Origin of the sequence: Glutamicibacter sp. NPDC088483, assembly GCF_044753145.1 — a bacterium.
GTDB lineage: Bacteria > Actinomycetota > Actinomycetes > Actinomycetales > Micrococcaceae > Glutamicibacter.
This window is the reverse complement of record NZ_JBIVMP010000005.1, coordinates 105,349-121,275: the sequence shown is the minus strand read 5'-3', so window position 1 is coordinate 121,275 and position 15,927 is coordinate 105,349. Positions and strand designations below refer to the sequence as shown.

Sequence of the window (15,927 nt, the reverse complement as noted above, 5' to 3'; positions counted from 1 at the left end):
GGCAGTGTTTGTTCTTTCTGTACGTCTTGATGCTCGGCCGATGCCGCGCTTATCTGAAATTAACCCGGTCGGATTCCGTGCCGTCGATTTTCGCGAAGTACGGCTGGGCATATCCCGATTCGATCACGCATGGCAAGTCCTTGGAGGCCCGGCCATTGCCGTCGACGTTGAAGGTCACGTAATTATCCGAGAACATTCCCTTGGAGTGGTAGCACTGCGCCAGGTAGGTGTGGGTGCCCGGGTCGAAGTCGTAGAGCTCCACGTGGTACTTGTAGCAGTTCGGCGGGCAGGTGGAGTTCGCGTAGCCGTTGTACAACGGTCCTTCGGACAGCTTCACCGAACGGGCCGGCTTAGGATTGGTCTGATCCGTTTTGGACCAGGACTTGCTCTGGCCTTCGGTATCCGTTGCCACGATCTTAAGGGTGCGGCTGGTGGAGTAGCCCAGGTTGCTGACCTTCTCCGTACCATCGTTAGCCGTGTTAGACCCGCCAATGGCTACCGTCTGGGTGACCTTGCGTCCGTTGGATTCGCCGGCGGCTGTATTCCAGCTGAAGGAAATCCAGTTATCGCCATGCGACGAGGAAATCTTCGCGTTATCGCGCAGCGGACCGTAGGCGCTGGTCTGGTTGCTGGCCGGGCTGGGATCTCCCGGGCCGGCAGCATTCAAGGCACGCACGCGCCAGGTATGCGCGGTGCCGTGGGAACCGGTGTCGATCACCGAGCCGGGGCCGCCGAAGGACTGCCACCCTCCGCCATCGGCGGAGTACTGGTATCCGGTGATCTTCGAGCCGTTGGCCGCAGGAGCCTGGAAGCCCAGTTGCACCATGCGATTGGCGCCGGTGGCCTTGGCGCTCACGCTGGACACGGCCTTTGGACGCCCGTACGGGGTCACCGCCACCGAATTCGAGCTCTGTTCCGAGCTGCCCTTGCGGTTGGTTGCCGCGATGGTGAAGGTGTAGGAACCCGAGGTGCTCAGGCCGGTGACCGACTGGCTGGTCTGGTTGGCCGCAATGGAGCCAATGGTCTTCTCCAGGGTTCCGGACTTGTAGACGCGCAGGGCATAGCCGGTGATCGGTGCGCCATTGGTGCCCGGTGCGTTCCAGGCGACGTTGACCACGCCGCCATCCACCGCGGATTCCTTGCGGGCCGCGGTGGGGGCGGACGGCTTGAACGGCTTGCCAGCCGGGGTCACGGCTGCCGAGTAGGCGCTGAAGGCCGATGGCTTGGACGCCTTGTTCACCGCACGCACGCGGACCTGGTAATCGGTGCCGTTCTTCAGGCCCTTCCAGGTATAGGAAGTGCCGGTAATGCCGGTGACCTGGGTGACGCCGTTGGCCGGTGCCGGGGAGATCTCCAAGGTGTAGCTCTGGATGGCCGAACCCCGGCTGGCGGGGGCAGTCCACTTGAAGGCCGCCTGCTGGTCGCCGTCGGTGCCGGTCGGGGCGGCAGGCTGTTCGGGTTCCACGTCCGGTCGGGCATCGGCTGACGGCGCCGAGGCCGGGGACTGGCCGATCTCGTTGGCGGCGGTCACCGTGAAGTTGTATACGGTGTCGTTGGCCAGCGGGGTGATGGTGCAGGTGGTGGTGGCGCACCGCTGGGTGTGCCCGCCGCCGGTCACGGTGTAGTTGGTGATCTGCGAGCCGTTGTTGGCCGGTGGATCCCACTGCAGCACAGCCTTCTCATCCCCGGTGGACTGGACGCGTGGCAGGCCCGGGGCTTCCGGGGCGCCCTTGACGTTCAGCGTCACGGTACCGATGACGTTGCGTGCCACGTCTTCGGTGACATCGCCAATGGTGTATTCCACCCGCATGGTGCCCACGAAGTTGTCCTTCGGGGTGATGGATACCTTGTCGCCGCTCGTTTCCACTTCCCCGGTGTCTTCCAGGGCGCGGGCGTTGATCAGGCGCAGCGGGCCTTCATCCGCGTACGGGTTGTGGTCGTTGGCCAGCACATCGACCACTTCGGTCTTGCCCTGGGCCGCATCGGCCACGTTATCGGCCACAGCTACCGGCAGCTCGCGGACCGAGCCGGTCACGGTGATGTTCATGGCGGCCGGAACCGGCGGGTTCACACCGTCGCTGACCGTGACGGTGACGGTACCGGTGGTGCCCTTCGGGGTCGAAGCTCCGGCGCTGACCTTCAGGTTATGCTCTTCGACCAGTTCGGCCTGGACACCTTGGATATCCACCGAAGAGATGGCGAACTTCAACTTCGGAACGTCGTCTTCATTGGCATCGTTGGCGGCCATGCGCAGGTCCAGGAAGGCTGGCTCCTCGCCCTGGCCCACGGCCAAGGCATTGGCCTGCAGGGTCGGAGCGAAGTTCTCCTCCTGCGGCTGCTCTTCTTCCTCTTCCTCTGGCTCTTCTTCCTCCGGTTGGCCTTCCTCGTTCTGGTTCTGGCGTTCCTCGGAATCGTTCTGGCGCGGAGCCGGGGTGACATTGATTGGCAGAGTCAGCTTGGACTTCAGGCCCATTTCATCGTCGGGGCCGGTGCCGTCGGTGACTTCGAAGCTGACGGTAGCCGAACCGTCGAAATCGACCGGTGCACGGAAGGAAAGCTCGGTGGCGGACTTGACCAGCTCGCCGTCGTTTTGCGGCATCGAGGCCACCGACTCTTCGGTGGTCAAGCGCGGGGTGCGTCCCTCGCGGACGAGGACCAGGTCATCCAGGTTCAGTGGCAGGACCTGTCCCGCCTCGACCTGCAGATTCAGCCCGCTGCGCAGGATTGGCCGTGCTCCGGCGGTGCCTGGCACATGGACGAAGGCAGTAGAAGCCAGTTCGTCGGGGTCGGTCAGGGTGTAGGCAATGATCTGCGCGTCCTCGGTGGCGGTGACGACCAAGCCATCTTCGGTGACTTGGGCAGTAGACGGGTTATCCGGCAAGCTGATCTCCAATTCGCTGGAGCTGCCATCCGGGTCCTCGTCATTGCGCAAGATATCTACGGTCACTTGTTCATCGCCGATGACTTCTTCCAAGGAAACCCGGTCATCGCGGGCAATGGGCGCCAGCAGCTGGGCCTCTGGATCGGACTTGATGCTCAGCGTGCCCGCCGCGGTGCCGCCGCGGCCGTCGGAAATCATGTAGCGCACCGAAACGTTGCCGTCTTCCGGGGGCGAGGTCAGGGTGACGCGGCCGTCAATGACTTCCACCTCCATGCTGGCTTCGGTGGAGACTTCGCTCATCAAGGCGATCGGGTCGCCATCCGGGTCGGTGTCGTTGTCCATCACGTCCACCGCCACCGGGCGGTTGGGGCGCACGGTCAAGAAGTCGTTGACGGCAACCGGGGAATTATTCGATTCGGCAAGCGGTGCCACGCCGATCTTGATCGTGCCGGTGGCGCGGGCACCCAAACGGTCTTCCACCACGTAGCTGAATTCATCGGTGCCCGAGGCATCGGGGTTAGCCGTGTAGTCGATGGAGGCCCCGCGGATCTTCGCGGTGCCCATGCGCGGGGAATCGCCGAATTGCACGAGGGAGACCGAGTCGCCATCGGGGTCGATAGCGTCAATCGGGATCAGCACGTTGGTGCTGGAGCCGGCGAAGACGCGCCCGGTGACTGGTTCCGGGTTCGGCGGGGTGTTCTTTTCCAGGTCATTGGCTTCTGCCTCGGGCAGGACGTTGAAGGTGACGCTGGCGCTGGTTTCCTGGCCATCAGGTCCTGCCACGGTGTAGACCGCGGAAACCTGCTTGGCCTTGCCGCCAAAGTCGCCGGCGCGGAATCGAATCGTTTCGTCGGCAACCGAGATCAGGGACCCTTCTCCCAGATCATCAGCTTCTTCCAGCTCGGGACGCAAGAGCAGCTCTCCGCCGTTCGGGTGGATGTCGTTTTCCAGAACCTTGACGGTGGCCACGTCGTTCTCGCGGACGGTGACGGTGTCCGGGTTGGCCTGCGGCGGATCCATGCGTGGTGGTGCCGGAATCGGAATCACGCGGATGGAACCGGTCGCTTCACGAGAGCCATTGGACACGGTGTAGCTAATGGTGGTCGGGTCGGTGAGGCCGCGCACGTCGGTGATGCGGACAAAGGTATTGCGTTCTACGGAGGTGGAGAACGGCTTGTCGCTGGCGGTCTGCACGCCGGTTACCACCAGTACGCCACCGGCCGGGTCGGTGTCGTTGCCCAGCACGTTGACCAATACATCCTGGCCGGCAGGCAGCAAGGCGACATCGCGTACCGCGATCGGATCCTCGGCATTTTCTTCCGGCTTCTTGATATCGATGCGGGCCAGGCCCGGGGCGCTGGCCGGGCCGTTGGTGGCCATGTATTCAACGTAGTAGGTTCCGGCACGTTCGGCACGTGCGGTCACGGTTCCGGTCTGTGCGTTGGTTTTGATTTCCAACCCGGGAACATCATCCACGCCGGCCAGCCGCAGACCGTCCCCGCTGGGATCAGTGTCATTTTCCAGCGGGGAGAAACTGGCGGATTCATTGATATTGGCCACCACATGATCGGTCGCGGTCACCGGTTTCACGGTGGCGTCGGCCAAGACCTCGATCAGTACCCGGCCCTTGGTGCCCTCCTGCCCGTCGGAAACCTGGATGGCCAATTCCTTTTGCCCCAGCTTCTTTCCGTCATCCTGGAAGGTCAAGGTGCCATCGGGTTGGACGCGGATCACGTCATCGCCATCGGAGGTTCCACCGAGCAAGCGGAGGTCATCGCCTTCCGCGTCGGTCCAGTCAGCGAGCACGTTGTGGCTGACTGACTCGCCCTGCTGCACGCGCAGCACGGTGGTGCGCTTTTGTTCCGGAGCCTTGTTGGTTTCATCGTCCACCACGTTCAGCTTGACGGTCGCGGTGTCCTGTCCCCCGCGGCCGTCTTTGGTGGTGTAGGAAAAACTCGCGCCGCCCCTGGCATCTTCGGGGACCACAATCTGGAATCCGGTGCCGTCATGGACCGGCTGCACGGCACCTACCGAGGGCGCAGCGCCTTCCAGGTTCGCGGTCAGCAAATCGCCGTCCGGATCCACGTCGTTATAGAGCACCGGCAGCAAGGTGGTGCGGCCAGGGCGTACCGAATAGCTGTCGTCCTCGGCGATCGGCTTCTTGTTTTCCTCGGTGCGGTTGGGCAGCTCGATGGCGTCGGTGATTTCCTTGGTTTCTTCTTCCTTGGCTTCGCCCTTGCCAGCAGGCGGTTCCAGATCACTCCAGTTGCTGACGATTTCCATGCCTTCATTGGCCAACCAGACTTGCCCCGAATGCACGTCGTTGAGCACGACCACGTCCCGGTTGACGCGGAACGCCAGTTCAGCGCCTTCTGGCATTTCCGGAATTGCGGTGCTCTGGTTATGTGCCGGGTCATCGCAGAAGCGCAGATACTCGCCGCTGGTCTGCCAGGCCGCGTAGGTGCACGTTCCCACGCGCACCGGCTGGATAGGGGTGCCAGCGGTTTCCAGCTGCTCATAGTTGGTGTCCTTGCCGGACAGGCTCACCGTTGCCAGCGACTGGTCCAGGGCCACAGCAATGTTCTCGGCTGCCGGGCCCGGAGACTGGATCCGGGCGTTGGCAGGATTCTCGAGAATTGCGGAGTTGCCCTCCGAGGTGACCAGTTCGCCGGTGGCTTCATCGAAGACCACGCCGATCTTGCCGACGGCCGAAAGCTGCGGCTCCTTCATTTCGGCCAGTTCCGGAATTTCGAATTCCTGGGCGAGTTCGGCTTTGCCATCGTCGTCCAGGGTGAAGCTGGAAAGGGTTCCTGCGCCGAGGTCTGCGGCCCAGATGGTGTCGTCGGCGCCAACCACGGCGGCGACTTCGCCCTTGGACTCGATCAGCGGTTCGGCGCCTTCGCCCTTGAAATCGGCAATCTGTTCGAGGTTGCTGGCCTGGACAGTTCCGTGTTCCGCGTCGGTAACGGCGACAACGGACGCACCGAAGGAGAAGGATGAGTTGGCTGGCAGGTTGTTATCGCCAGCAAATTGCACCATCGCGGGGTCAATAGTGGTCAGCGAGGCCTGTTCCAGGTTGCGTACCAGCACGCTTTCTTCATGCTGCACCAGGTCATAGTTGGCCAGCGGGGTGGCAACGCCACCGTCGATGGTGCGCGACTGGTAGTTGACATGCCCGATCTTGCCTTCGGACTGATTGACTACCCAGACACCACCGTCGTTGAGTTCCACGTCAGCTGTTTCGAAGCCCGGATAGATAATGGCGCCGGTGACGGCAAGGGCCGCCACGACTGGGATCGCAGTCACCTTGAACCCGGTGCTTTTGAGCAGTCCAGTCCATCCGGTCGAAGCGGCTTTAGCCATCTAGAGGTCAGTCCTTGGTTTGCTGGTACGAGTGTGCGCCAGAATCCGGCCTTATTCCCCAAGGCCAGACTCAACGCCCTCCAATTCTAACGAACTGACAAAACCTCCGCCATGGAGAGTTCTCCCCATGGGCACTGACTGGGCGATTCATCAACGCAATACAATTCGCGTGCTTCATCTTCATCAGCGGGAACCGCCTATGCGACCGCAGATGCCCTTTGATTCCTTTTCGGCAGGTCCAGCGGCATAACCCGCGCCTGGAAGCACCTGCTAGACGACCGCGGAAGCAGTTCAGAACGAACCTGCGCAAAAGTCTTCAACAAATCTTTCATATCAACTACTGTTAGTTACATGACATCCTCTGCACCGCACCGCGAGCCTTCGGCAATCGACCAGATCGCCGAAGCCTTCTTCGCCAAGTCCCTTGAACTGACCCCGGAATGGGGAGTTTCCCTTGGCTTGCCAGGCTACGAGACCACCTATGGCGACTACTCCCCTGCTGGCACCACCCAGCAGATCAGCTTACTGCGGGAGACTTTGGGCGCATTGGCCAACGCCACTGCGGTCGACGCAATTGACGAAGTCTCGCTTGACGCGATGACCGAGCGATTGAGCCTCGAACTGGAAATCCTGTTCACCGGGCGCACCGAGCTGAACAATATCGCCAGTGCGGCACAGGAAATCCGCTCGATCATCGATTTGATGCCGCAGGAGTCCTCCGAGGACTACGCTTTCATCGCCCAGCGAATGTCCAACATTCCGGCTGCGATTGACGGCTACATCGCATCTTTGCGTGATTCCGCTTCAAATGATCTGGTTGCGGCGCAGCGCCAAGTGTCCATAGTGATCACGCAAACCACCGATTACGCCAAGGATGGCGGATTCTTCGACCAGTTGGCCACCTCCGGCACCGCAGTGGATACCGCTTTGCAAGCACAGCTGGAAGCCGGAGCCGAAGCCGCGAAGAAGGCCTACCGCAAACTCACCGCGTACTTGCAAGATGAACTCCTGGCACAGGCACCGGCCGAAGACGCGGTGGGCCGAGAGTACTACTCGCTGATGTCCCGCCGCTTCCTGGGCGCCGCAGTGGATTTGGAAGAGACCTATGCCTGGGGCGTCGGCGAACTCGATGCCATCATCGCCGAGCAGCGGCGCGTCGCCCAGCAGATCAAGCCGGGCTCCACGATCGAGGAAGCCAAGAAGATCCTCAACGAGGATCCGGCGCGCAAGCTCTCAGGCACCGACGCCTTGCGGGAGTGGATGCAGGGCAAGGCTGACCAGGCCATGGCGGACTTGTCGGGCAAGCACTTTGACATCCCGGCGCCAATGGACCGCATCGAATGCATGATCGCTCCGACCCAGGATGGCGGCGTGTACTACACCGGCCCGTCAGAAGACTTCAGCCGCCCGGGACGGATGTGGTGGTCGGTTCCGCCTGGAGAAGATGAATTCACCACGTGGGCCGAGCTCACCACCGTCTATCACGAGGGCGTTCCCGGCCATCACCTGCAGATCGGTACAGCCCAAATGCAGGCCTCCACGCTCAACAGCTGGCGCCGATTGATGTGCTGGGTTTCCGGACAGGGCGAAGGCTGGGCGCTGTACTCCGAACGCCTCATGCACCAGCTGGGCTACCTCGATGACCCGGGCGATTACATGGGCATGCTCGATGCGCAACGCATTCGAGCCGCGCGAGTGGTCTTTGATATAGGAGTTCATCTGGGCTTGGAAGTTCCTGCACAGTGGGGCACCGGCACCTGGAACGCCGAAAACGGCTATGAGTTCCTGGAGAAGAATCTGGACATGTCCACGGGTCAGCTGGACTTCGAGTACAACCGCTATTTGGGATGGCCAGGCCAGGCTCCGTCCTACAAGATCGGCCAACGGCTCTGGGAGCAGATCCGCGACGATCTCGCGGCCGCCGAGGGCGAGGACTTCTCGCTCAAGGAATTCCATACCGCGGCATTGAAGCTCGGTTCAGTTGGCCTGGATACCTTGAAGCGCGCCCTGGTGAAGTAGCCTCCAGGAAATCGGCTTGGCGGTTCTGCTTATTGGCAGGACCGCCATTCGTTTTATCCCTTGTAGCTGGAAATCTGGATCAGATTGCCACACGTGTCATCAAAGGTCGCAACCACGACGGGTCCGGCATCCGTCGGTTCTTGCGTGAACTTCACGCCCAGTGAGCTAAGACGCTCGAATTCCACCTGGACATCATCAACGGCAAAGGAAGTTGCCGGGATGCCGTCTGCTTTCAGTGCTGAACGGTACGGCCCAACGGCAGGGTGCGCTGAAGGCTCCAGAAGCACTTCAGGACCTTGCTCCTGGTCCGCTGCAACAAGGGTCAGCCAGCTGTATTCGCCCACAGGTATATCGTGCTTGACCTTGAAGCCCAGCACCTCGGTATAGAACGCTTTAGCTTTCGCCTGATCATCCACGCACACACTAGTGATATAAACCCGCATTATTTCCTTCTTTCAGTTCCGGCCCATGCAGCAACCACGGATTCCCCACGCCTTGCTGGCTTCTACCTTTCCACATGGTTCCGACAGGTCAAGATCACGGAAGCAGCACTGAAGAGCCCAGCTTCATATTCCAGGGAAAAACGATAACAAGCTATTGATTAACGATAGATAATAGTCGACAATCATTAGATGACCAGTCTCGCTATTTTACCCGCCCGAATCGCACTCATCGCAATCTTCCTCGGGGCGCTCCTTGGCCAAGTGCTGATTTTGCCGATGTTCATCGAGGAGACCACCTACATTCATCCCGAAGTGGCCCATCTGGCGACCCCGTACCGGTGCGCAGTGACGGCCGGGCTTGTTTTCCTGCAGATTGCCCTGATTTGTTTTTGGATCCTCATATTGAAGCTTCGGCGCCGAACCTTCTACCAGGCCAGCTCACTGCATTGGTTCAGCATTGCCATTTGCGCCGCCGCTGCAGCAACCCTGCTGGTCCTGGGGCTGGGAATTCACCTCTTGGGGTTTATCGGCGCCGGCGGTCCCGGTGTCGTCCTTGCCGTTGCCGGCGGGGCGGCACTGGGAGGAACTGCCACTTGCTTGCTGGTCGCATTTCGCGGCATGCTCGCGTCCAGGATACGAAAGCAAACTGCGTGAAGTGAGCGATGCTTCTTCAAGCACAGTCGCGGCGATTAGTCCAGCAACAATGGCACGGAGCCAAAAATTCCCATGTGAAGATCTGTGTCCCCGCACCGAAGTCTTCGCACAAATCGTGCGTCATTTCGCAGGTCCAGTGACCCTAGACACCGCTTTTCAGTGCAATAAAGCACAAACGGCGAAATACCGTCATGTTGCGTAACATAAACTGCCGCCGACGAAGAAAAGCGCCCTAATCTTGAACGCATGTCTACTACCGCACCTTCATCTAAGCTTCCACGCTGGATGACCAATTTCGGCCCGCAGATCATTGCGGCGCTGATTGCTGGTCTTCTACTGGGTCTCCTAGCCAAGTACACCGGCAGCACCGCCGAGGAACCCAACGGGCTGGGTGAAGCCCTGTCGATCATTGGTTCCAGCTACGTTGCGTTGCTGCGCACTGCAGTGATCCCACTGATCTTCTTTGCGGTTGTCGCCTCAATTGCCAATTTGGCCAAGGTCACCAATGCGGCACGCCTTGCGTGGCAGACCCTGCTCTGGTTTGCCATCACTGCCTTGATCTCGGTAATCATCGGCATGGTTCTTGGCACCGTTTTCCGCCCCGGAGCGAATACCGGCCAGGGCATGCCAGATGAATACGATGGCAAGACCGGCGACTGGCTCGGCTTCCTCACTGGCCTGGTCCCAGCCAACTTCCTGGGTCTGGGCGCGAGCACCAAGCTGGTTGATGAAGCAACCGCTTCCACCTCGATCAGCTTCAACGTCCTGCAGATACTGGTCATTGCCATCGCCGTGGGCGTCGCTGCCCTCAAGGTTGGCAAGGCGGCCGAACCATTCCTCGCGTTCTCGGCCTCTATCCTGGCGGTCATCCAGAAGGTCCTCTGGTGGATCATCCGCATCGCGCCGATCGGCACGGTTGGCCTGATCGGCAACGCTGTTGCCACCTATGGCTGGGACACTATTGGCGCACTGGGCAAGTTCACCGTTGCGATCTACGTCGGCTTGGCACTGGTGCTATTCGCGCTCTACCCGGTACTGGTCCGCGCACATGGCCTGTCAATCAAGCAGTACTTCTCGGGTGTATGGCCTGCAGTGCAGCTGGCCTTCGTTTCACGCTCTTCGATTGGCACCCTGCCATTGACCCAGCGCGTGACCGAACGCAACCTCGGGGTGCCTTCGGGCTACGCTTCCTTCGCAGTGCCGCTGGGCGCGACTACCAAGATGGACGGCTGCGCTGCCATCTATCCGGCGATCGCAGCAATCTTCGTTGCCCAGTTCTTCGGTATTGAGCTGTCCCTCACAGATTACTTCTTGATTGCGCTGGTTTCCGTATTGGGCTCGGCAGCAACCGCAGGCACTACCGGCGCCATCGTCATGCTGACGCTGACCCTTTCCACCCTGGGCCTGCCGCTGGCAGGCGTTGGCCTGCTGATGGCCGTTGACCCGATCATTGATATGGGCCGCACCGCGGTAAATGTCGCCGGCCAAGCACTGATTCCAACCATTGTCGCCAAGCGCGAGGGCATCTTGGACATTGACATGTACAACGCACCACGCAATGGCAACCCCTTCGCTGATGAAAGCATCTCAGCGGCAGATGCTGAGGCAGCTGCAACCAAGTAGGCATTGCTGAAGGAAATCGGCGCACGAGCACTATTGCTCGTGCGCCGCTTTCCGGTTAAAGGTCACACGGATTTACTTTGCACAGGGTGCAACTTTGCACGTAGTGTAAGTTATGTGACTTCCCCGAGTGCCGGCACCCGCCGCGAACTAAACAAACGAGCAACGAAACAGGCCATCGTTGAAGCCGTCGCGGACCTGCTTCGCAACGGCTCTGCCACGGCGCTTACCGCTACGCAGATCGCTGAAGCGGCCGGTGTTTCGCGCCGTACACTCTTCAACTACTTTCCATCAGTAGATGCGGTCTTCTCCTATCCCCTGCACCAGGTTCTGGGAACCATGGTGGATTCCATTAGCGACCTGACCGACTCCATGCCTCTGGTCGAAGCGATCATCGAATCGCTCAAGTCTGATGACGTGTCGCAGATGCTCGGGCAAGTGGCCCAGTTTGGTGCATTCTTGCGAACGGAAGAAGCCAACTGCGGCTTCCCCTCCACGATGAACGAATGGCGGACAGCCACCACGGAAGTCATCGAAAAAGTCGCCCGCCGTTATCCGCAGGCCGACAGTTTTTCCATCAGAGTCTTTACCCATGCTCTGCTCGGCGCAGGCCAAGCAGCATTTGATGAGTGGATCGAGCGTCTGCCAGCTACCGAAACTCACGGTCTGGATATTTCCCCCGAGCTCATCTCCGTCTTCCATTCCTTGATTACCCAGGCCATGAAAACCCTTGACCAGGGTTTTACCGCCTTGCCGCTGACCAGCACTAGCACCTTGAAGGACATCTAAGCTCATGGCTTCCCTCCTCTACCGCCTCGCTCGATGGGCACACCTGCACCGCTACCGCGTCATTTCAATGTGGCTGGCGGCCTTCATCTTCATCGGCCTGTGCGCCAGCTTGTTCATGGGCCAGCTATCGAATACCTTCACCCTGCCCGGAACTGAAACCCAGCGCACCCTCGACCGAATGAAGGAAGAGCTCCCGGATCTCGCCGGCGGCTCTGGCTCGATTGTGTTCCGTGAAAGCTCGAACCGGCCGCTGAACGAAACCCAGAAGCAGGCCGTCGCCGAGTCCCTGGAACAGCTGGCCATGCAGTCCCAGGTAGTCGAAGCCATGAGCCCCTTCGAACTGCAGGAACAGCTCGATAAGGCGCAGCCAGAGCTGGAGAAAGCGCAGCAGGAACTCGTTGACGGCCAGGAAAAGCTTGACGATGCCAAGGTGCAGATTGCCGATGGCAAGGTGCAGCTCCAGGAAGGCCGCGAAGAACTCACCGATGGCTGGGCACAGTACTTTGACGGCCAGAAGGAAATCCAGGCTGCCGAGCCGCAAATTGCCGCCGCTGAAAAGCAGCTCGCCGATAGCCGCGCGCAGCTGGAAGCCGGCCAGCGCGAGCTGACTTCGGGTCGTGCCCAGCTGGAAGCTGGCGAAGCGAAGTACAACGCCGGATTAGCCCAGTACAAGGACGGAACGGCCGAATACAACGCTGGCCGCGCAAAGTTCGACGCTGGCGAGCAGAAGCTCGATGCCGCTGACGCCAAGCTCGCCGCGGGCGAGAAGGAGTACCAGGCTGGCATGGACCAGCTGCTGGGCGACTCTTCCCGCGAAGAATTCGACGCAACTCTGTCGGCCGGCAAGGAAGAAGCCACCACGGGTCTGAAGTCAGCTGAAGATGGCCTGGCCGCCGCACAGGCAGGACTGGCCGAGGCTGAAAAGGGCATCGAGGAACTACCGGCCCAGATCGAGAGTACCAAGCAGCTCTTGGCGGAGGCAGAGGCGGCCGGAAACCAAGACGACATTGATGCGTACACTAAGCAACTAGCGGACAGCGAAGGCGCCTTGGCTGCGGCGAAAGCCGCGAAACCCGAAGCCGAGAAAGCTATCGCCCAAGCGACCGCCGGCAAGCAGCAGGCCACCGAGGCACTGGAGCAGATCGCCAAGGCCGAAGCCGGCTTGCAGCAGCTTGACGCTGCCCGCAAGGAACTCGACGCTGGACAGGCCCAGGCCAAGGCCGGCCATCAGGAACTGGACGCGAACCGCAGCCAGCTTAGCGCCGCCAAAACCCAGCTGGACGACGCCAAGGCGCAGCTGGATGCAGCGAAAACTGAGATCGCCAGCAACAAGGTGAAGCTGAGCGAAGGCCAGGCCGAGCTCGATGCCGGCAGGGCCAAGCTGGAGGCCGGGCAACGTGAATTCGATGCCAAGAAGGCCCAGTTCCTTGCAGGCAAGGCCGAGCTGGCAGAAGCCAAGAACCAGCTTGAAGACGGCGAAAAAACTATCAAGGAAAAGACCGCCGAGCTTGAGCAGGGCGAGAAGGACATAGAGCAAGGCCTGAAGGATCTGGAATCCGGCCGCGCTGAACTGGAATTCGCTTCGCGCCAGGTGGGCGCAAGCTCCGATATGCGTTTCGTTTCCGAAGACGGCAGTACTGCAGTTTCGCAGGTGACCTTCAAGGTCCAGACCGACGCTTTGACTCCCGATGACCGCGAGCAGATCAAGGCTATCGCTGCAGGTCCACAGGCTAACGGCGTGGAGGTGCTGTTCTCCAAGGAGATCATGCAGGACATGTCCCAGGTCTTCGGGGCCTCGGAAATCATTGGTGTGGTCATCGCTGCCATTGTCCTGATTGCCATGCTCGGCACCTTGGTCGCCGCCGGCCTGCCGCTGTTGCTGGCGATCCTCGGTGTGGGCGCTGGCGTGGGCACTACGATGGCGTTCTCCTCGCTGATTGACATGGCCTCGATTACCCCTGCCCTGGCTCTCATGCTGGGCCTTGCGGTGGGCATCGACTATGCGCTGTTCATCATCCACCGCCACCGTTCGCAGCTGCTGTCCGGCATGGAGGCCGGAGAGTCGATTGCACGCGCCGTCGGAACCAGCGGCAACGCTGTAGTCTTCGCTGGTCTGACCGTGATCATCGCACTGGCCGCACTGGCTGTTCCAGGACTTCCGTTCCTGACCGTCTTGGGCCTGTCGGCAGCGTTCACCGTGTTCTGCTCGGTGCTGCTGAACATCACTTTGCTGCCAGCACTGCTGTCCCTGGCCGGCACCAAACTGGTTTCCAAGCGGGCCCGCAAGAAGGCAGCCGCGGATGCCGAGAATCCCCAGATCAAGGAATCATTCTCCATTCGCTGGGTGCGCATGGTCACCAAGATCGCTGTTCCGGTGACCCTGCTGGTGATAGTCGTCCTGGGTGCCATCGCCCTGCCGGCCACGCAGATGCGAACCGCTTTGCCTGATGGCAGTGCAGAACCTGCCGATTCGCAGGCCTTCCAGGCCTACGAGCAAACCAGCGACAAGTTCGGTTCCGGCTACAACGGCCCGCTGCTGGTCTTAGCTGATCTGCCTGCAGGGCTCAGCGAGCGCGAAGCTGAGGAAACTAGCCTCGATGTGGCCGAGAAACTGCGCGAATACAACGGCGTGGTGGCCGCAATTCCAGTCACCATGACCGAAGACCGTACCTTGGCAGCCATTCAGGTGATCCCTACCGATGGCCCTTCCTCGGAAGCCACCGAAGCGCTGGTGCACCAGCTGCGTGCGGACTACTCGGAGTTCTCCGAGGCCACGGGTGCTGACATTGCCGTGACCGGCCAGGTTGCCGCGCAGATTGACGTCTCCGAAAAGGTCACCGCCGCCCTGGTACCGTACCTGAGCATCGTGGTTGGCCTGTCGCTGATCCTGCTGCTGCTGGTCTTCCGTTCGGTCGTGGTTCCATTGCTGGCCACCGGCGGCTTCCTGCTCTCGCTGGCCGCGGCCTTCGGCGCCAGCGTCATGGTTTACCAGTTCGGCTGGTTCTCCGGCCTCTTCGATGTGAACGTTCCCGGTCCGCTGCTCAGCTTCCTGCCGATCCTGCTCACCGGCATCCTGTTCGGGCTGGCCATGGACTACCAGGTCTTCCTGGTCTCGGCGATGCGTGAACGCTACGCTCACGGCGAGCCGGCCAAGGACGCGGTCCGTTCCGGCTTCTCGATGGCAGCACCGGTCGTCACCGCCGCTGCGCTGATCATGATCTCGGTCTTCGCCGGCTTCGTGTTCTCGCACCTGGCAATGATCCGCCCGCTCGGTTTCGCGCTGGCTTTCGGTGTGCTCTTCGATGCGTTCATCATCCGCATGACCTTCATTCCGGCAGTGATGCACCTGCTGGGCGACAAGGCCTGGTACCTGCCTAAATGGCTGGACAAGATCCTGCCGGATGTTGATGTCGAAGGATCGAAACTCAACGATATGCTGGATTCCGGGGAAAGCACTTCCGCTGATAATTCCAGCCAGGACCAGGCCAAGGAGAACGCCGCCGTATGAGCGAACAGATGAAGACAGGACCCCGGTTGCTGCTGGCTTCGGCTTCGTGGGGACGCAAGAAGGTCCTGGCCGATGCGGGCATCAAATTCACCACCCAGGTTTCCGAGGTGGATGAAGATGCGGTGCTGGCAGCTGCCGTGGCCCGCAACGGCGAGCAGAGTCCAGCGCAGACCGCATTGCTGCTGGCTCGTGCCAAGGCCGAGAACGTGGCCCAGGCAGATCATCCGGCAGGCACCGTGGTGCTGGGCTGCGATTCGGTCTTCGAACTTGATGGCGTGGCCTACGGCAAGCCGCACACCAAAGAGGTAGCCCGCGAACGATGGCTGCATCTGAGCGGTTCTACCGGAATCCTGCACTCGGGCCATTGGCTGATTGATCCCGCCAATCCGGAACAGGCTCGCGGCCAGGTATCTTCCACCGTGGTGCATTTCTCCACCGTGGATGATGCCGAGATCGAGGCCTACGTCGCCAGCGGGGAACCGCTGCCCTGCGCCGGGGCATTCACCATTGACGGGCTGGCTGCAGCCTTCATCGAGTCCATCGAAGGCAACTTCCAGAACGTCGTCGGATTGGATGTCTTCGTGCTGCGCGGCCTGCTGGCCCAAGCCGGGATCAGCATCGTGGATCTCTGGAAATAATCCGGTTCCGGC

General features: G+C 60.9%; 8 protein-coding genes. 6 read left to right on the top strand and 2 right to left on the bottom strand.

The window, feature by feature from the left end:
- Positions 1-49 precede the first annotated feature (49 nt).
- On the bottom strand, positions 50-6,244 hold the full coding sequence (locus ACIP6G_RS11675; RefSeq protein ID WP_400290193.1) for an Ig-like domain-containing protein: 6,195 nt from the start codon (positions 6,242-6,244) through the stop codon (positions 50-52).
- Between the two features lie 351 nt (positions 6,245-6,595).
- On the opposite strand from ACIP6G_RS11675, the gene ACIP6G_RS11670 reads away from it, so the two are divergent.
- A complete protein-coding gene (locus ACIP6G_RS11670; protein WP_332498383.1) occupies positions 6,596-8,263 on the top strand; it encodes a DUF885 domain-containing protein in 1,668 nt (555 codons plus the stop codon).
- A gap of 53 nt (positions 8,264-8,316) precedes the next feature.
- On the opposite strand, the gene ACIP6G_RS11665 is transcribed toward ACIP6G_RS11670, so the two are convergent.
- Entirely contained in the window at positions 8,317-8,706 is a 390-nt protein-coding gene (locus tag ACIP6G_RS11665; RefSeq protein WP_105657125.1) for a VOC family protein, read from the bottom strand.
- A gap of 189 nt (positions 8,707-8,895) precedes the next feature.
- On the opposite strand from ACIP6G_RS11665, the gene ACIP6G_RS11660 reads away from it, so the two are divergent.
- From ACIP6G_RS11660 to ACIP6G_RS11640, 5 genes are all read left to right on the top strand, one after another.
- Positions 8,896-9,360 (top strand): DUF2975 domain-containing protein, encoded by a 465-nt coding sequence (locus ACIP6G_RS11660; protein WP_332730533.1) that lies wholly within the window; start codon positions 8,896-8,898, stop codon positions 9,358-9,360.
- A 246-nt stretch (positions 9,361-9,606) separates the two neighbouring features.
- Positions 9,607-10,983: a dicarboxylate/amino acid:cation symporter gene (locus ACIP6G_RS11655; RefSeq protein WP_332727265.1), complete on the top strand. Its 1,377-nt coding sequence runs from the start codon at positions 9,607-9,609 to the stop codon at positions 10,981-10,983.
- Positions 10,984-10,986: 3 nt separating this feature from the next.
- Complete coding sequence (locus ACIP6G_RS11650; protein WP_400290191.1) at positions 10,987-11,769, top strand: TetR family transcriptional regulator; 783 nt, start codon at positions 10,987-10,989, stop codon at positions 11,767-11,769.
- 4 nt (positions 11,770-11,773) lie between these two features.
- Positions 11,774-15,277, top strand: coding sequence for an MMPL family transporter (locus ACIP6G_RS11645; protein WP_400290188.1), 3,504 nt, complete (start codon positions 11,774-11,776; stop codon positions 15,275-15,277).
- A complete protein-coding gene (locus ACIP6G_RS11640) occupies positions 15,274-15,915 on the top strand; it encodes a Maf family protein (protein ID WP_400290187.1) in 642 nt (213 codons plus the stop codon). The genes ACIP6G_RS11645 and ACIP6G_RS11640 overlap by 4 nt, the downstream gene beginning before the upstream one ends.
- Positions 15,916-15,927 lie beyond the last annotated feature (12 nt).